Below are 17417 nucleotides of genomic sequence, written 5' to 3'. Positions count from 1 at the left end.
TGAAGAGACACAGAAGACGTGTGCGCTCGGTACTGACGGTTCTGGTGGCGTGGACCTCGCTGATCGGCGGGGGCACCGCCCTGGCGGATGCGGGTGACCGGCCCGCGCTGCGGCTGGGGGCCCCGGCCCCCGTCGCACCCGGTGTGGCGTACCGGGAGTTCTCCCTGCCGGACGCCTCCCACGGCCCGGCGTACGGACATGTGCTGAAGGTGGATCTGAGCGAGCCCGGCGTCTCGCTCGACCTGCTGTACCCGGGCTCCGTCGCCGCGCGGGCGACGGTGTCGCGGATGACGGCCGCCCGCGGCGCGGTGGCCGGGGTCAACGGCGACTTCTTCAACATCACGGAGACCCAGCACCCCGGGGTCGAGGCCACGGGTGCGCCGGTCGGCCCGTCCGTCGCGGGCGGCCGCCGGCTCGGCGCCGCCGTGCCGGACGGCCAGCGCTTCGGCCCGGCGATGCCCCCGGGTACCACCACCCGGGACGTCATCGGCCTGGGCACCGACGCCCGGGGCCGGCTGGACCGGCTCACGCTGACGGGCACCATGACCGCCAAGGGCAAGCGGCTGCCGCTGCGCGGCTTCAACCAATACGCCCTCCCGGTCGGCGGAATCGGGGCGTACAACTCCTCCTGGGGTTCGGCGTCACGGCTCAGGGCGGCCTGCGGCACGGACGCCGACAGGGCCGCGCCGTGCACGGACGACACCTACGAACTGACGGCCCGGCACGGCAAGGTGGTGTCAGCGGCGCACAAGCCGGGCCACGGCCCGATCCCCTCGGGCACGGTGGTGCTCGTCGGGCGTGAGGCGGGGGCGCGCGAGCTGCGCCGGCTGAAGGCCGGTGACGCGGTGCGCGTCGAGGAGCGGCTGCAGCCCGCCGAGCGGGGGGCGCTGCGTTTCGCGGTCGGCGGGTTCCCCGTGCTGCGCGACGGCCGGCCGGTGCCCGGGCTGGACTCCGCGACCTCCGCGGTGCGGACCTCCGCCGGTGTGAGCGGGAGCGGCCGGCTGTTCTATCTGCTGGCGCTGGACGGCGGCTCCGGCTACCGCTCGGGGCTCACCGTCGCCGAGCTCGCCGACCTGATGCGGGATCTGGGCGCGGACGACGCCGTGAACCTGGACGGGGGCGGCTCCAGCACGCTGGTCACCCGCGATGCGGACAGCGGCCGGACGACGGTTCGCAATCATCCGTCGGGCGGCGCGGAACGGCCGGTGGCGAACGGCATCGGCGTTTTGGTCCGAACGTAACATCATCGATCAATCCACCCTTTTGAGTGACTGCGCCCGCTGATATCCCACTGCTAGCTTCGAAGGCGGTCAAGGGGAATTCTTCGGCACGCCCGCAGCCCGTCCGTAGGGGCTGCGGGCGGTCCTTAACGGATGGGTGGGCATTCCGATATGACGACGTCAGTGGAGACCGGCACCGACGGCAATAACGGCCCCGGCCGGCTGAGCCTGGGCACCGAGGCCGCGCGGAATCTGGCGACCACGACAAAGTCCGTGCCGCAGATGCAGGGAATCACCTCGCGGTGGCTCCTGCGCATGCTGTCGTGGGTGCACGTCCCGGGCGGCACGTACCGGGTCAACCGGCGCCTGACGCACACGCTGGGCGACGGCCGGGTCGAGTTCGTCTCGACGGGCGCCGACGTCCGGGTCATCCCGGCGGAGCTGGGCGAGCTCCCGCTGCTGCGCGGCTTCGGCGACCCGGCGGTGCTGGAAGCCCTCGCGGGCCGCTTCACCCAGCGGGAGCTCCGGCCGGGTGACGTCCTCGTGGAGGCCGGGCAGCCGGCTGACCAGGTGGTGCTGGTCGCCCACGGCAAGCTCAGCAAGATCCGCCAGGGCGAGTACGGGGACCCGGCTGTCCTCGGCGTCATCGCCGACGGCGGCTACTTCGGCGACAAGGCCCTGGCCGCGGCCTCGGAGAGCAACTGGGACTTCACCATCAAGGCCGTCACCGCCTGCACGGTCCTGACCCTGCCGCGTCAGGCGTTCCAGGAGGCCCTGGAGGGTTCGCAGGAGCTGCGCTCCCATGTGGAGGCGTTCCGCGCGGCCGCCGCCCGCCCCCGGAACGAGGACGGCGAGTCCGCCATCGACGTCTCCGCCGGCCACTCCGGAGAGCCGGTGCTGCCCGGCGTCTTCGCGGACTACGAGCTCTCCCCGCGCGAGTACGAGCTGAGCGTCGCCCAGACGGTCCTGCGCGTCCACACCCGCGTCGCCGACCTCTACAACGAGCCCATGAACCAGGTGGAGCAGCAGCTGCGGCTGACCATCGAGGCCCTGCGCGAGCGCCAGGAGCACGAGATGATCAACAACCGGCAGTTCGGCCTGCTGCACAACGCGGACCTCAAGCAGCGCATCCACACCCGCAGCGGCCCGCCCACCCCCGATGACCTCGACGAGCTGCTCGCCACGGTCTGGAAGGACCCCGGCTTCCTGCTGGCCCACCCGCGCACGATCGCGGCGATCGCCCGCGAATTCAACCGGCGCGGCGTGTATCCGGACAATGCCGCCGTGGGCGGCCACTCGGTGCCCGCCTGGCGCGGAATTCCCATCTTCCCGTGCAACAAGATCCCGATCAGCGAGAACGGCACCAGCTCCATTCTCCTGATGCGCACCGGAGAGGAATCCCGGGGTGTCGTCGGACTGCACCGCACGGGAATTCCCGATGAATACCAGCCCAGCCTTTCCGTGCGTTTCATGGGAATCAGCGAACAGGCCATCATCTCCTACCTGGTGAGTGCCTACTACTCCACCGCCGTCCTGGTGCCGGACGCCCTCGGAATTCTGGAGAACGTCGAGATCGGGCACTGATCCCGGCCGTCGCACCACGTCCGCGCACCACGTCCCGCGCACTGCGGATCCGCGAGCCCGCGAGTCCGCGCCGAGTACCGCACACAGATGGGTGACAACCAGCTATGACCACGTCAGTCGAGTCCGGAGTGGCCGCACAGTCCGGGGAGGCGCAGCTCAGCCTCGGCACCTCCGCGGCCCGCCAGCTCGCCACGACGACCAAGTCCGTACCGCAGATGCAGGGGATCTCCTCCCGCTGGCTGCTGCGCGTGCTGCCATGGGTGCAGGTGTCCGCCGGCACCTACCGGGTGAACAGGCGGCTCACGTACACCGTCGGGGACGGCCGGGTCGAGTTCATCTCGACCGGCTCGGAGGTCCGGGTCATCCCGCCGGAGCTCGGGGAGCTGCCGCTGCTGCGGGACTTCGGCGACAACGACACGCTGGAGGCGCTGGCGAACGGCTTCGTCCAGCGCGAGTACGCCGCCGGTGACACGCTCGTCGAGGCCGGCACCCCGGCCGACCACATCTTCCTCGTCGCCCACGGCAAGCTCAACAAGACGGGCACCGGCAAGTACGGCGACGAGACCGTGCTCGGCGTGCTGGCCGACGGCGACTACTTCGGGGAGCGGGTGCCCCTGGAGCCCGACGGCACCTGGCAGTTCAGCGTCCGGGCCGTGACCCGCAGCACGGTGCTCGCGCTCCCGCTGCAGGCCTTCCAGGAGCTGGCCGAGCGCTCCGACGCCCTGCGCGAGCACGTCGAGGCGTTCGCCTCCCGCCCCGCCAAGCCGGCGAACAAGCGCGGTGAGGCCGACATCGCCGTGACGTCCGGCCACGTCGGCGAGCCGGCCATCACCGGGACCTTCGTGGACTACGAGCTCTCCCCGCGCGAGTACGAACTGAGCGTCGCCCAGACCGTCCTGCGCATCCACACCCGCGTCGCCGACCTCTACAACGACCCGATGAGCCAGCTCGAGCAGCAGCTGCGGCTGACGGTCGAGGCGCTGCGCGAGCGCCAGGAGCACGAGATCGTCAACAACCGCGAGTTCGGCCTGCTGCACAACGCCGACATCAGCCAGCGCATCCACACCCGCAGCGGCCCGCCCACCCCCGACGACCTCGACGAGCTGCTCGCGCGGCGCCGCAAGACCCAGTTCATCCTCGCCCACCCGCGGACCATCGCGGCGTTCGGCCGGGAGTGCACCAGCCGTGGTCTCTACCCGCAGTCCCTCGACGTCCTGGGCTCGTCCGTGCGCTCGTGGCGCGGGGTGCCGCTGCTGCCCTGCAACAAGATCCCGATCAGCGAGTCCGGGACGAGCTCGATCCTCGCGATGCGGACCGGCGAGGACAACCAGGGTGTCGTGGGCCTGCACCAGACCGGCATCCCGGACGAGTTCCAGCCGAGCCTCAACGTACGGTTCATGGGCATCAACGACCAGGCCATCTCCTCGTACCTGGTGAGCGCCTACTTCTCGGCGGCGATCCTCGTGCCGGACGCCCTGGGCGTCCTGGAGGACGTCGAGATCGGTCGCTAGCCGCGCGGCACGGCGTCGCCGCCCGGGCCGGGTTCCCCGCAGCGGGGTCCGGCCCGGGCGGCGCCGGGGCCGTGCTTCGTCAGGGCCGTACGCCGCTCACGATGCGTGCCGTGGTGTTCAGTCCGTCGGAGATCGTCGGCGCGATGCTCGTGCTCGCGAGGAGGAAGCCGAGCAGGACGCAGACCAGGGCGTTCGACATGCGCAGCGAGCCGCTCCGCATGAACACGACCACCAGGACGAGCAACAACAGGACCACGGAGAGCGAAATGGCCATGGCGAACCTCCTCGGTGGAGCGGGTGTCCGTCAGTCTGGCCCACCGGGCGCCCCGGCCCGCGGCGCCGCGTGTACTCCATTCAGGTACGAGCGTTGCCATTTCCGGTACGGGCGTCGCCGTCCGGGCCGCCGCGCTCGGCAGGCAAGCCGCCCGCAGGGTGCCTAGGCTGGCGGAATGAGCCGCACAGCCGCCGACAGCAGGCCTTCCGCGGAGCGGCCCGCCCCGGCTCCCCAGGGCCGCGAGGGCGGGGAGCGCGAGTCCGCGTGGCGGCGGTTCCTGCACCGGGTTCCCAACGGTTTCGCGATCTTCTTCGGCGTCCTCGGCCTGTTCTGTGCGATCACGTCCCTGATCGTGCCGCTGCGGCGGGCGGTGGGTCCGCTGACGCGGGCGCTGGACACGCTGACCGTCCCCACGGCCCCGAACCTCGCGTACGCCGTCTTCCTGCTGCTGCTCGCGACGGCGATGGCCGCCCGCAAGCGGGTCACCCTCTGGTTCGTCCTGGCCTATCTGACGCTGCTGCTGATCGCCGACGCCCTGCTGCTGGCGGTGGGCTACTGGGACACGATCCCCTCGCTGGTGCTGTGCGTGGCGGCGATGACGCTGCTGGTCCTGGCCCGGCGGGAGTTCTACGCGGCGTCGCGCCGGGGGGCGTTCCTGCGGGCGCTGCTGGTGCTGGCGGCGGGGCTCGCCGTGGCGGTCCTGGTGGGCTGGGGCCTGGTGTCGCTGTTCCCGGGTTCGCTGGAGCGCGGGGCGGGGAACCGGCTGCTGTTCGTCGCCAACAAGGTGTGCGGCGGGCTGGTGAGCGGCCGGCACTTCGAGGGCCATCCCCCGCACTGGCTGTACTTCCTGCTCGGGCTGTTCGGCGCGCTGGCCCTGCTGAACGCCGCCATGGCGCTCTTCCGCTCGCAGCGCCTGGAGGCGGCGCTGCACGACGACGAGGAGCCGCGGATCCGCGCCCTCCTGGCCCGCTACGGCGGCCAGGACTCGCTGGGCTACTTCGCGACGCGCAGGGACAAGGCCGTGGTCTTCTCCCCCAGCGGCAAGGCGGCGGTGACGTACCGGGTCGAGGCGGGCGTCTGCCTGGCCTCGGGCGACCCGCTGGGCGATCCGGAGGCGTGGACCCCGGCGGTCGACACGTGGCTGGAGGTCGCGGGCCGCTACGGCTGGCAGCCGGCCGTGATGGGGGCCAGCGAGGCGGGCGCGAAGGCGTACGCCCGTTCGGGGCTGGGCGCGCTCCAGCTGGGTGACGAGGCGATCCTCCAGGTCGCCTCGTTCGACCTGGACGGGCGCGAGATGCGGGTGACGCGGCAGGCCGTGCACCGGGTCGAGCGCACGGGCGCCACCGTCCGGATCCGGCGGCACTCGGCGCTCACCGACGAGGAGATGGGCGAGGTCATCCACCGGGCGGACGCGTGGCGGGACACCGAGACCGAGCGGGGCTTCTCGATGGCGCTGGGCCGGCTCGGCGACCCGGCCGACGGCGACTGCCTGCTGGTGGAGGCCTTCGACAGCGAGGGGACGATGATCGCCCTGTTGTCGTTCGTGCCGTGGGGCCGGGACGGGGTTTCGCTGGACGTGATGCGGCGCGACCGGGCCGCGCCCAACGGCGTCATGGAGTTCATGGTCGCCCAGTTGTGCGCGCAGGCGGGCCGGTTCGGTGTCAAGCGCATCTCGCTCAACTTCGCCGTGTTCCGCTCCGCGTTCGAGGAGGGGGCACGGATCGGTGCGGGGCCGGTGCTGCGGCTGTGGCGCAAGCTGCTGCTGTTCTTCTCCCGGTGGTGGCAGCTGGAGGCCCTCTACCGCTCGAACGTGAAGTACAACCCGGAGTGGCACCCGCGGTTCCTGTGTTACGCCGACGCGGGTGCGCTGGCGCGGATCGGGCTGGCGGCGGGCATCGCCGAGGGCTTCGTCGCGGTGCCGAGCCTGGGCCAGCTGTGGAGCCGCGGCCGGGCCAGGGGCGTCACCAGCCCGGCGTCCACGGCGGGCCTGCCGCCGCTGTCCGAGCTGGGCCTGGAGGCCGGGGCCGGGGAGGCGGGGCACGACGGGCTGGCCGGGCTGCCGGAGCAGGTGCGGGTGCGGCGGCGGAAGCTGGAGCTGCTGCGGGCGGCGGGCGTGGACCCGTATCCGGTCGACGCCCGCCGTACGCACACGCTCGCCGCGATCCGCGCCGCCCACGCGGGGCTCCCGCCCTCGTCCCGCACGGGCGAGCGGGCGACCGTGGCCGGGCGCGTGCTGCTGGTCCGCAACCACGGCGGGGTCGCGTTCGCCGTGCTGCGCGACTGGTCGGGCGACCTCCAGCTGACGTTCACCCGCGAGGACTGCGGGCGCGAGGGCCTGCGGCGCTTCGCCACGCACATCGACCTCGGCGACCACATCGAGGCGGAGGGCGAGATCGGCACCACCGACCGCGGTGAGCTCACCGTCTTCGTGTGCGACGCCCGGATGACCGCCAAGTGCCTGCGCCCCCTGCCCGACAAGCGGCACGGCCTGAGCGATCCCGAAGCGCGGGTGCGGATGCGCTACGTGGACCTGGCCGTCTCGCCGGAGGCGCGGCGGACGGTGCGGGCCCGCAGCGCGGCCGTGCAGGCGCTGCGCCAGGGGCTGCTCGACCGCGGGTTCCTGGAGGTCGAGACGCCGATGCTCCAGCAGATCCACGGCGGCGCGAACGCCCGGCCCTTCACCACCCACATCAATGCGTACGACCTCGATCTGTATCTGCGGATCGCGCCGGAGCTGTATCTGAAGCGGCTGTGCGTGGGCGGCATGGAGAAGGTCTTCGAAATGGGCCGCACCTTCCGCAACGAGGGGGTTTCGTACAAGCACAATCCGGAATTCACGATGCTGGAGGCGTATCAGGCGTTCGCGGACTACGACGTGATGCTCGACCTGACGCGCGAGCTGATCCAGGCCGCGGCGGCCGCCGCCCACGGGTCGGTGGTGGCCCTGCGGCCGGACGCGGGCGGGAAGCTCGCCGAGCACGACATTTCGGGGCCGTGGCCGGTGAAGACGGTCTACGGCGCGGTCTCGGAGGTCCTCGGCGAGGCAGTCGATGCGGACACGCCGGTGGGGGTGCTGCGGCGGCTCTGCGACGCGACGGGGGTGCCGCACCGGCCGGAGGACGGGCGCGGGGACATCGTCCTGGAGATGTACGAGCGGCTGGTCGAGGAGCGTACGGAGCTGCCCGTCTTCTACAAGGACTTCCCCACCGACGTCTCGCCGCTGACACGGCCGCACCGCTCCGATCCGCGGCTCGCGGAGCGCTGGGACCTGGTGGCGTTCGGCACGGAGCTGGGCACGGCGTACTCGGAGCTGATCGATCCGATCGAGCAGCGGCGCCGGCTGACCGCGCAGTCGCTGCTGGCCGCGGGCGGCGACCCGGAGGCGATGGAGCTGGACGAGGACTTCCTGCGGGCCCTGGAGTACGCGATGCCGCCGACGGGCGGGCTGGGGATCGGGGTGGACCGGCTGGTGATGTTCCTGACGGGGCTGTCGATCCGGGAGACGCTGCCGTTCCCGTTGGTGCGGAGGCGGTAACAGCGGGGCGTGGAGGGCGTGACAGCAAGCACCCCCAAGGATTCCTTTGAGAATGGAATAGAATCTTTTATTTGCCTTATAGATCCGCCGTTGTTAGCTTGCGAATATGACCTCGGCACAGCGCACCAGCATTCCGTGGATACCGATGGCGGCGACCGCGCTGCTGTGGGGTTCCGCGTTCACCGCCATTCAGGTGGCGCTGCCGGACTACTCCCCGGCCGCGATCGCGCTCCTGCGCATGGCCATCACCGTCGTCCTCCTCCTGCCGTGCCTGTTCCTGGGCCGCATCGGCCGGCTGCGGCGCGCCGACGCGCTGCGCATGGCGGCCTTCGGACTCACCGGGATGACGGCCTATCAGGTGCTGCTGTGCGCGGGCGAGCAGAGCGTGGACGCGGGCACCGCGGCCATGCTGATCGCCGCCTCCCCGGTCTTCACCACCGTGCTCGGCATGGCCTTCCTCGGCGACCGGCCCGGCAGGCGCGGCCTCGCCGGCCTCGGCGTGGCGCTCGCCGGTGCGCTCACCGTCGCCGTCACCTCCGGCGGCGGGAGCGGTTCGCTCGTGGGCGCACTCCTGGTGCTGGGCGCCGCCGCGACGCAGGCGACGTCGTTCGCGCTGCAAAAGCCGCTGCTGAAGAGGTACTCGGGCGCGGAATGCGTCTTCTACGGCAGCCTGTTCGGCATGCTGCCGCTGCTCCCGCTGGCCCCCGGAGCGGTGGGGCAGATCGCGGCGGCCGACGGACACCGCACGCTGGCCGTGCTGTGGCTGGGCGTGGGCTGCACCGCGATGGCCTTCTGGACCTGGTCGCGGACGCTGCGGGCCACGACGGCGTCCACGGCGTCGCTGGTGCTGTACGCGGTGCCGGTCGCTGCGCTCGGCCTCGACGCGGTGTTCCTCGGAAACCTGCCTTCGCTCGATGCGGCCGGCGGGGGGCTGCTCGTGCTGGCCGGCGTTGCTGTGGCCGCAGTGCGGAGGGCGCCGAAGGCGCCGGAGCCGGTGGTCGAGCGCGAGCTCGCCGGCAGCCGGCGCTAGGCCTTTCGGGGCTCCGCCCCGGACCCCGGTCCTCAAACGCCGGACGGGCTTGATGTGGTTGCGGACCCGGCTGGTTTGGTTGCGGAACCGGCTAGTCCGACTTCTGCACCAGCTGGTCCCACTGCACCGTCTCGTCGCACCAGCGGTCCAGCAGCACCTTGTCGTGTCCCACCGCCAGCAGCCCCGCGCCGCTCTCGGCCCGGTAGTCCTCCACGACCGCCACGAGAGCGGCCGCCGTCGACGCGTCCAGCATCGCCGTCATCTCGTCGCAGATCAGCCAGCGCGGGCGCAGGACGAGGGCCCTGGCCAGGCACGCGCGCTGCAACTGCCCGTCGCTGACCTCGTGCGGCCGCCGCCTGAGGAGCTCCGCGGAGAGCCCGACGCGCTCGGCCAGTGCGGCCACCGCCGCTGCCGCCTCGTCCCGCCGGCCTGTCGCCCGCAGCGGTTCCGCGATCAGGTCGGTGAGCCGCAGGCGCGGGTCCGCGGCGAGCCGGGGCTGCTGGAAGACCACGCCGAAGGCCGTGCGCTGCTCGCGCGTGGCCCGGTGGCGCGCGCCGCGGACGGGCTCGCCGTCGACGGCGACCGTGCCGGAGTCCGGCCGGTGCAGCAGGGCGGCCACCCGGGCCAGGGTGGACTTTCCGCAGCCGCTCGGGCCGAGCAGGCCGACGGCGCGGCCGGATCCGATCGTCAGGGAGACGCCGCGGACGACGGGCCGGCGCGCGTCGTACCCCGCGGTGATACGGCTCAGCTCAAGCACGCGAGGACTCCTCCGGATGGTGGCCGGCGCTCGGACGGCCGGGAGTGACCGGATGGTGGCAGGCGACGCCGCCGGTCGTCGCCGGGACCGTCCCGCAGAGGTCGCTCGCCCGTGCGCAGCGCGCGGCGAAGGCACAGCCGGCCGGCAGGTCGCCGAGTTCGGGCGGCATGCCGGGGATCGGGGTGAAGGCGCGTTCGGGGAGGGCCTCGAGCAGGGCGCGGGCGTAGGGGTGGCGGGGGCCCGGCTCGCCGAAGAAGGCGGGGGCGCCGGTGACTTCCACGATGCGGCCCGCGTACATGACGGCGACGCGGTCGGCCACGCGCCGGGCCGCCGCGAGGTCGTGGGTGATCATCAGCAGGGCGCGGCCGGCGTCGGCGTGCCGCCGCAGTTCGTCCACCGTGCGGTCGACGAGGTCGCGGTCGAGGCCGGTCGTCGGTTCGTCGGCGAGCAGGAGCGGGGCGTCGCCGACGAGGGCGAGGGCGGTGGCCGCGCGCTGCGCGAGGCCGCCGGAGAGCTGGTGGGGGTGGCGGTCCAGGTGGCTTATGGGGAAGGCCGCCCGCTCGGCCGCGGCTTCGGCCGCCGCCCGCAGCCCGGCCCTGGGGGCGCCCGTCAGCTCCCGGACGGTCTCCTCCAGCTGGGAGCGCACGGTGCGGACGGGGGTGAGGTGGGCGGAGGGGCTCTGCGGCACGAGGCCGATGCGGCGGCCTCGTACGGTACGGGCCAGGGTGCGCTCGTCGGCCGCCAGGAGGTCGAGGTCGCCCAGGAGGGCCCGGCCGGTGGCTTCGGCGTTGCGCGGCAGCAGGCCGAGCAGGGCCGAAGCCAGGACGGATTTGCCGCAGCCGCTCTCGCCGATGAGGGCGAGGCATTCGCCGGGGGCCAGCTCGAACGAGGCGTCGGTGACGGCGGCGATCTCGCGGCCGCCGCGCATGCGGAAACGTACGGAGAGGTTCCGTACGGACAGGACGGGGGGCACGGCCGGTACGGGGTCCACCGCCCGTACGGGGTCAGCAGCCGGTACGCGGCTCACAGCGTCAGCTCCGATCGGCTCCGTGGGTTGAGCCGTTCGCGCCACGCGCCCGCCAGCCCGGCCACGGCCAGGGTGGGGACGATGATGAACAGGCCGGGGAAGAGCGTCGGCCACCAGTCGCCCGCGAGGAGGGAGCCGCGCGCACTCTGGACCATGTTGCCGAGGCTCGCCTGGTGCGTGGGAAGGCCCAGGCCCAGGAACGACAGGGCGGACTCGTGCCAGATGGCGTGCGGGACCATCAGCACCGCCGCGAGGCCGGCCTGCGGCAGGACGGCGGGGAGCAGGTGGCGGACGGTCACCCTCCACCGCGACGCACCGCCGGACACTGCCGCGTCGACGTAGGGGCGCGAGCGCAGCGACAGCACCTCGGCTCGTACGATGCGCGCCGTCGACAGCCAGTGCGTGACGACGACGGAGGCGACGACGGGCCAGACGCCCGGGCGGAACATCGTGACGACGAAGATGCCGAGCAGCAGGTGCGGCACGGACGAGAACAGGTCGACGAGCCGCATCAGGACGCGGTCCGCCCAGCCGCCGAGCGCGCCCGCCGCCGCGCCGACGGCCGTGCCGATCACGGTCGCGGCGAGGGCCGCGGCGACGCCGACGAAAAGGGAGACGCGGAGCCCGTACACGCTGCGCAGCAGCAGGTCGCGGCCCACTTCGTCGGTGCCGAAGGGGTGCGCCCAGGTGGGCGCCCGGAGCTTTGCGGCCAGGTCGACGGCCTGTTCGTCGAGGGGGACGGCGAACGGCACGGCCACCGCGGCGAGGACGACGGCCGCCATGACGGCGGCGGACACTGTGGTGCGCGTCCGGCCGCCCCTCATCCGTCCACCCCTTATCCGGTCACCCGTCGAAATCCGGTCACCCATCGAAGCCCACCCTCGGGTCCGCCAGGCCGTACAGCAGGTCGGCGAGCAGGTTGCCCGCGAGGACGGCGGCGGTGGCGAGCACGGTCAGGGCGGCGAGCAGCGGGAAGTCGACCTTGGTCGCGGCTTCGACGGTCGCGGAGGCGATGCCCGGCCAGCTGAAGACGGTCTCCACCAGCAGGGCGCCCGTGATGAGTTCGGGGACGCGGGAGCCGGTGAGGGTGAGGACGGGCAGCAGGCCGGAGCGCAGGGCGTGGCCGAGCAGGACGGTGCGTTCGCGCAGGCCGCGGGCGCGGGCGCCGCGCACGGGGTCCTCGGCGAGGGCGTCGCCGACGCCCTGGCGCACGTACAGCATGAACCAGGGCAGCTGGGAGACGGCGAGGACGGCCGCGGGCAGGACGACGTGGGAGGCGATCCGGCCGGGCGTGGCGGTGTCGCTGCCGGTGTCGGTGAGGCCGCCGGCGGGCAGCGCGTCGAGCTTGAGGGCGAAGAGCCAGATGGCGAGGAGGCCGAGCCAGAACGGCGGGGCGGCTTCCAGCGCGTACGCGAGCGAGGTCACGGCCCGGTCGAAAAGGCCACCGCGGCGGCGTGCCGCGAGGACGCCGAGCGCGGTGCCTGCGGTGACCGCCAGGGCGAAGGCGATGCCGCACAGCAGGACGGACCAGCCGATGCGTTCGCCGATGACCTGGGCGACGGGCTGGCGGAGCGAGGCGGAGACGCCGAGGTCGCCGGTGAGGGCCGAGGTCAGCCAGTCCCACCAGCGGGCGGTGAAGGACCGGTCGGCGCCGAGGTTGTCGCGCAGCTGGTCGAGGACGTCCTGGCGGGCGCCCAGTCCGGCACTGCCGGCGTACGCCTTCGCCGGGTCGAAGGGCGAGGCGGCGGCGAGGGCGAAGACGCCGAAGGTGACGGCCGCCAGGACGGGGACGGCGGCGAGGAGCCGCCGTCCGGCCATGCGTGCCATGGGCCCCCACGGGAGCCCGGTGGTACCGCGGGTCACTGTTTGGGCTGCCAGTCCTCGACGTTCCACCAGGGGCCGGCGCCGAGGCCGTGGTCGTGCGGCTCGACCTGGGTGGAGAGGTCCTTCCACGCGTCGTTGACGACGTAGAGGTGGTCGATGTGGGTGAGGAAGGTGTAGCCGGGGTTGTCGGCGAGGCCCTGCTGGACCTTGTCGTAGGCGGCCTTGCGGGCCGCCTTGTCGCCGCTGCGCCGGCCTTCCTCGAGGGCCTTGTCGACGTCGGGGTTGCTGTAGGCGGCCATGTTGTTGAAGCCGTTGAGGGCCAGGGAGGAGTGCAGGAGGTTGTAGAGGTCGAAGTCGGGGTCGGCGGGGTTGCCGTCGCCGGCGAGGACCGCGTCGTTCTTCATGCGCGGCTCGATGACCTCCCAGGTGCCGCTCTGCACCTTGACCTCGATGCCCGCCTTCTTGGCGTCGGAGGCGAAGGCGAGGGCGTGCTCCTCGCGGAGCTTGTCACCCGCGGGGAACCAGAGGGTGAAGGCGGCGCGCTGTCCGTCCTTCTCCCGGATGCCGTCGCCGCCGGTCCGCCAGCCCGCGTCGTCGAGGAGCTTCTTCGCCTTGTCCGGGTCGTACGGGCGCTCGGTGCCCTTGGCGAACCAGTCGCTGTCGGTGGGGACGGGCCCGTAGCCGGCGCGGCCGGCGCCTTCGAGGAGCTTGTCGACCATGGCCTTGCGGTCGACGGCGAGGTCGAGGGCGCGGCGCACGGCGAGGTCGCCGGTGACCTTGTTCGCGGTGGGGAGGGTCACGCCGCGGAAGTCGGTGGTGCGGGCGGTGACGGTCGTCTTGGACTTGTCGCCCTTGAAGCCCTTGGCGAGGTTGGGCGGCAGGATGGCGCCGTCGAGGTCGCCGGAGCGCAGCCGGGTGGCGCGCACGTCGTCGTCCTTGATGATCGCCATCGTGAGCTTCTTGACCTTCGGCTCGCCGCCCCAGTAGCCGGGGTTGGCCTTGAAGGTGAGCTTCTCGCCCTTGCTCCAGCCGGTCAGGACGTACGGGCCCGTGCCGATCGGGGCGGTGTTGAAGGAACCGGAGTTGACGTCCTGCCCCTTGGCCGCGTGCTCGGGGACGATCGGCAGCACGGTGCGCTCGGCGAAGGGCGCGTAGGGGTACTTGAGCGCGAAGACAACGGTGTCGTCCCCGGCGGCGGTGACCTTGTCGATGGCGTCGAGCTCGCCCTTGGCGGCGTTGTTGGTCTTCTCGTCCAGGATGGTGCGGTACGTGAAGACCACGTCCCGGGCGGTGAACGGCTCGCCGTCGCTGAACTTCACGCCTTTGCGGAGCGTGAAGGTGTACGTACGGCCGTCGTCGGTGACCTTCGGCAGCCCGGCGGCGAGGGCGGGCTGGAGCTTCATCGAGGCGTCGCGGCGCAGCAGCCCGTCGAAGATCTTGGAGTTGCCGTCCTTGCCGTAGCCGAGGAGGGGGCTGAGCGTCTCGGGCTCGTTGGCCAGACCGACGACGAGAGAGTCCTTGGCGCCCTTGGCGCCGCCCCCGCCCGGTGTCGAACAGGCCACCGCCCCTGCCGCGAGAACGCCTGCCATGGCCGTGGCGGCCACTCCCCGTACGGACCGGGCCGTCATGCCCCACACCTCTGCTCGGTTACTTGCTACTACTTGCTTCTACTTGCTTTTGCGAACCACTCGCAATTAAACAATACGCAAAGGAATGGCATGGCCAGGGGGTGGGGCCAGTCGAGATCTCGTGCAAGGACATTGGACCCATGACACACAGCGCGCCGACACTGCCTGCCGGTGACGGCAGCAGTACCGCACCCGCCGAGAGCCGGTATGCCGAGGACATGCGGGTGGAGCGGGAGGCCGTGCGGGAGGTGGTGCGGGCCGATGCCTTCGGGGCTCACGTCGGGCTCGTCGTGACCGTTCTTGTCGTGACGGCCGCCGTGGTCTTCGGCGAGCCGCGGTGGTACGGGGCCATCGGCGGGGTCTGCGCGGGGTGGTTCGTCGTCGCCCTGGTGGTGGTGCTGCTCCGCGGGGGCCGGGGGTGGGACGCGCTGCGGCGGGCGTACGTCGCGACGTTCGGGTGGGGCGACTACGTCTCACCGTGAGGGCGGGGCCGTGGAGGCGCGGGGTAGCAGGCTCGGGGTGGTGTCCTGGATGCGGGCGGGTGGGGCGCCGTTCAGGAGGGACAGGAGGTGTTCCGCTGCGCGGCGGCCGAAGGCGGGGGTGTCCCGGGTGAGGGACGTCAGCGTGGGGTGGGTGTTGCGGCAGAGGGCCGAGTCGTCCCATGCGACCACGGATACGTCTCCGGGGACCGAGAGGCCGCGTTCCGCGGCCACCGCCAGGCCCGCCACGGCCATCACGTCGTTGTCGTAGACGATCGCCGTGGGCGGGCGGGGGCCGGCCAGGGCGCGGCGGGTGGCCTCGGCGCCCTGGGCGTCGGAGTAGTCGGTGGTCACCGACCGCACGTCGGGCAGTTCCCGGCGGGCGGCCTCGGCGCGGAGGCAGGCCATGCGGCGGCGGGTGTGGGCGAGTTCGGGCAGGCCCGCGATGTGGGTGATGCGCCGGTGGCCCAGGGTGTGCAGGTGGTCGATGACCGAGGTCATCGCGGCGGTGTCGTCGGCCCAGAGGGTGGAGATCGCGGCGTACGGGGGGCCGGGCGGGCCGTCGGGGGCGCCGACGACGACGGCGGGCAGGCCGAGCTCGTCCAGCAGGCCGGGGCGCGGGTCCTCGGCGCGCGGGTCGACGACCAGCAGGCCGTCCACGCGGCGCTCGGCCCACCAGCGGCGGTAGACCGCGCACTCGGCTTCGAGGTCCTCCACGACCTGGAACAGCAGCCCGAAGCGGCGGGTGGCGAGGGCTTCCTGCACGCCGGAGACCAGTTGCAGGAAGAACGACTCGACGCCCAGGGTGCGGGCGGGGCGGGCCAGGACGAGCCCCACCGTCGCCGCGCCCTCGCCGGACAGGGCGCGGGCCGCGGTGCTCGGCTGCCAGCCGAGCTGCTCGGCGACGCGGCGCACGCGCTCGCGCGTGGCCTCGGAGACGCCGGGGCGGCCGTTGAGCGCGAACGACACCGCGCTCTCCGAGACGCCGGCGCGGCGTGCGATGTCCTTGATCGTCGGCCGGCGGGGCGGCGTGCGGCGCATCCCCTTCCCCCCTCCACCGGATCCTGCGGTTCCTGCGGATCCTGGACGGCAACACACTAAAGCGCATTAGCGGTTGACGGAAGTATTGACTAACTCCCTTTGCCGGGGCACCTTTTGGACCGCACCTCCCGGCCCCGACCGAAGGAGACCCGCCGGCCATGCCGATACCCCGCAGAGCCGTCGCCGCGACCGTTCCGCTGCTCGTGTCCGCCCTCACGCTGACCGCCTGCGGCTCGGGCGGCCCGGACTCCGGGGGAGGTGACGCGGGCGGGAAGCCGGAGGGTGACATCACCTTCCAGACGTGGAATCTGCGCAGCAACTTCAAGGACTATTTCACCGGTCTGGTCGCGGAATTCGAGAAGGCCAACCCGGGCGTCCGCGTCTCATGGCTGGACCAGCCCGCCGACAACTACGCGGACAAGCTGAGCGCCGACGCCGCCGCGGGCACCCTGCCCGACGTCGTCAACGTCTCCCCGGACCTGTCCTATCCCCTGGCCAAGGCCGGGCTGCTGATGAACCTCGACAAGGAGCCGGCCGTGGCGGAGTTCAAGGGCGAATACACCCCGGAGGCGTGGGAGGGCAATGTGCTGCCCGGCCTGGGCGGTTCGTACTCCTTCCCCTGGTACCTCAACACCGGCCCGCTCTTCTACAACAAGGCCTTGTTCCGGCAGGCCGGCCTCGACCCGGAGAAGCCGCCGAAGAGCTACGGCGAGCTGTTCGCGGCGGCTCGGACGATCGCCGAGCGCTCGGGCGGCAGGATCGCGACGCTCGGCGGGACCCCCGCCGTGGAGGACTTCGGCCGCTACGGCGTGCGGCTGATGAACGGCGACGCCACCCGGTTCACGTACAACGAACCGAAAGGCGTGGAACTGCTCACCGAGTACAAGAAGCTCTACGACCTCGGCGGCCTCGACCCGCAGTCCCTGACCAACACCCCGGACAAGACGGGCCAGAAGTTCCTGGAACAGAAAGTCGCCATGAATCCCGGCAGCGCCCACGACCTGGAGAACTTCAAGAAGAACGCCCCCGGCCTCTACCGCGAGCTCGGCATCACCGACGCCCCCAACAACACGGGCAAACCCAATATGTACGTCATGGGCCTCGGCGTCAGCAGCCGAAGCAAGCACAAGGCCGCCGCCGTCGCCTTCGCCCGCTTCGTGACGGACCGGAAGAACCAGGAGGCGTTCGCCCACAAGGTCGCCGTCTTCCCCAGCACCAAGGGCTCCCTCGACGACCCTTACTGGACGAAGGACGACGGCACCGACGAGGGCCGCGTACGGGTCGCCTCGGCGAAGATGCTGAAAGGGGCGGTCAATTACACGCCGGTCGTGCTCAGCGAAGAGATGAAGACCGTCCTCAAGAACGAGGTCGCCAAGGCCCTCCAGGGAAAGAAGACGCCCAAGCAGGCCCTGGACGACGCGGTCGCGCAGAGCGACAAGCTGCTCAAGCAGGGCTGACGGGCGTGAAGCACGTACGTACGCGAGCAGTGCCCTTCCGCACGCCGGCA

Annotated in this window: 14 protein-coding genes; 7 read left to right on the top strand and 7 right to left on the bottom strand. The window is 72.3% G+C overall.

Going from position 1 to position 17417, the window contains the following annotated elements; all coding sequences use genetic code 11:
• Positions 1-20 precede the first annotated feature (20 nt).
• The 3 genes from PS271_RS26400 (at position 21) to PS271_RS26390 (ending at position 4315) form a co-directional block, all read left to right on the top strand.
• Positions 21-1241: a phosphodiester glycosidase family protein gene (locus tag PS271_RS26400; protein WP_398385210.1), complete on the top strand. Its 1221-nt coding sequence runs from the start codon at positions 21-23 to the stop codon at positions 1239-1241.
• A gap of 150 nt (positions 1242-1391) precedes the next feature.
• Entirely contained in the window at positions 1392-2804 is a 1413-nt protein-coding gene (locus PS271_RS26395; protein ID WP_398385208.1) for a family 2B encapsulin nanocompartment shell protein, read from the top strand.
• Between the two features lie 104 nt (positions 2805-2908).
• A complete protein-coding gene (locus PS271_RS26390) occupies positions 2909-4315 on the top strand; it encodes a family 2B encapsulin nanocompartment shell protein (protein ID WP_398385207.1) in 1407 nt (468 codons plus the stop codon).
• A 79-nt stretch (positions 4316-4394) separates the two neighbouring features.
• On the opposite strand, the gene PS271_RS26385 is transcribed toward PS271_RS26390, so the two are convergent.
• Positions 4395-4589 (bottom strand): hypothetical protein, encoded by a 195-nt coding sequence (locus PS271_RS26385; RefSeq protein WP_120758040.1) that lies wholly within the window; start codon positions 4587-4589, stop codon positions 4395-4397.
• Between the two features lie 175 nt (positions 4590-4764).
• Here PS271_RS26385 and lysX point away from each other — a divergent pair, with 175 nt between their 5' ends.
• A complete protein-coding gene (lysX, locus tag PS271_RS26380) occupies positions 4765-8124 on the top strand; it encodes a bifunctional lysylphosphatidylglycerol synthetase/lysine--tRNA ligase LysX (protein ID WP_398385205.1) in 3360 nt (1119 codons plus the stop codon).
• Between the two features lie 106 nt (positions 8125-8230).
• A complete protein-coding gene (locus PS271_RS26375; protein ID WP_398385202.1) occupies positions 8231-9154 on the top strand; it encodes a DMT family transporter in 924 nt (307 codons plus the stop codon).
• 91 nt (positions 9155-9245) lie between these two features.
• On the opposite strand, the gene PS271_RS26370 is transcribed toward PS271_RS26375, so the two are convergent.
• From PS271_RS26370 to PS271_RS26350, 5 genes are all read right to left on the bottom strand, one after another.
• Positions 9246-9911: an ABC transporter ATP-binding protein gene (locus PS271_RS26370; protein ID WP_398385201.1), complete on the bottom strand. Its 666-nt coding sequence runs from the start codon at positions 9909-9911 to the stop codon at positions 9246-9248.
• Positions 9904-10839, bottom strand: a complete 936-nt coding sequence (locus PS271_RS26365) for an oligopeptide/dipeptide ABC transporter ATP-binding protein (protein WP_398387070.1) — start codon at positions 10837-10839, stop codon at positions 9904-9906. The genes PS271_RS26370 and PS271_RS26365 overlap by 8 nt, the downstream gene beginning before the upstream one ends.
• A gap of 95 nt (positions 10840-10934) precedes the next feature.
• On the bottom strand, positions 10935-11762 hold the full coding sequence (locus tag PS271_RS26360) for an ABC transporter permease (RefSeq protein WP_398385199.1): 828 nt from the start codon (positions 11760-11762) through the stop codon (positions 10935-10937).
• Between the two features lie 37 nt (positions 11763-11799).
• Positions 11800-12756, bottom strand: a complete 957-nt coding sequence (locus PS271_RS26355; RefSeq protein WP_398387068.1) for an ABC transporter permease — start codon at positions 12754-12756, stop codon at positions 11800-11802.
• A 41-nt stretch (positions 12757-12797) separates the two neighbouring features.
• On the bottom strand, positions 12798-14390 hold the full coding sequence (locus PS271_RS26350; RefSeq protein ID WP_398385197.1) for an ABC transporter substrate-binding protein: 1593 nt from the start codon (positions 14388-14390) through the stop codon (positions 12798-12800).
• A 140-nt stretch (positions 14391-14530) separates the two neighbouring features.
• Here PS271_RS26350 and PS271_RS26345 point away from each other — a divergent pair, with 140 nt between their 5' ends.
• On the top strand, positions 14531-14872 hold the full coding sequence (locus PS271_RS26345) for a hypothetical protein (protein ID WP_398385196.1): 342 nt from the start codon (positions 14531-14533) through the stop codon (positions 14870-14872).
• Here the strand turns inward: PS271_RS26345 and PS271_RS26340 are convergent.
• Positions 14864-15910, bottom strand: a complete 1047-nt coding sequence (locus tag PS271_RS26340; protein ID WP_398385195.1) for a LacI family DNA-binding transcriptional regulator — start codon at positions 15908-15910, stop codon at positions 14864-14866. The two genes, PS271_RS26345 and PS271_RS26340, sit on opposite strands and share 9 nt — an antisense overlap.
• Before the next feature lie 158 nt (positions 15911-16068).
• On the opposite strand from PS271_RS26340, the gene PS271_RS26335 reads away from it, so the two are divergent.
• Entirely contained in the window at positions 16069-17367 is a 1299-nt protein-coding gene (locus PS271_RS26335; RefSeq protein WP_398385193.1) for an ABC transporter substrate-binding protein, read from the top strand.
• Positions 17368-17417 lie beyond the last annotated feature (50 nt).

Source organism: Streptomyces sp. SCA2-17 (assembly GCF_044336695.1).
The sequence above is the reverse complement of the archived record's forward strand: the minus strand, read 5'-3'. Positions and strand labels throughout refer to the sequence as shown.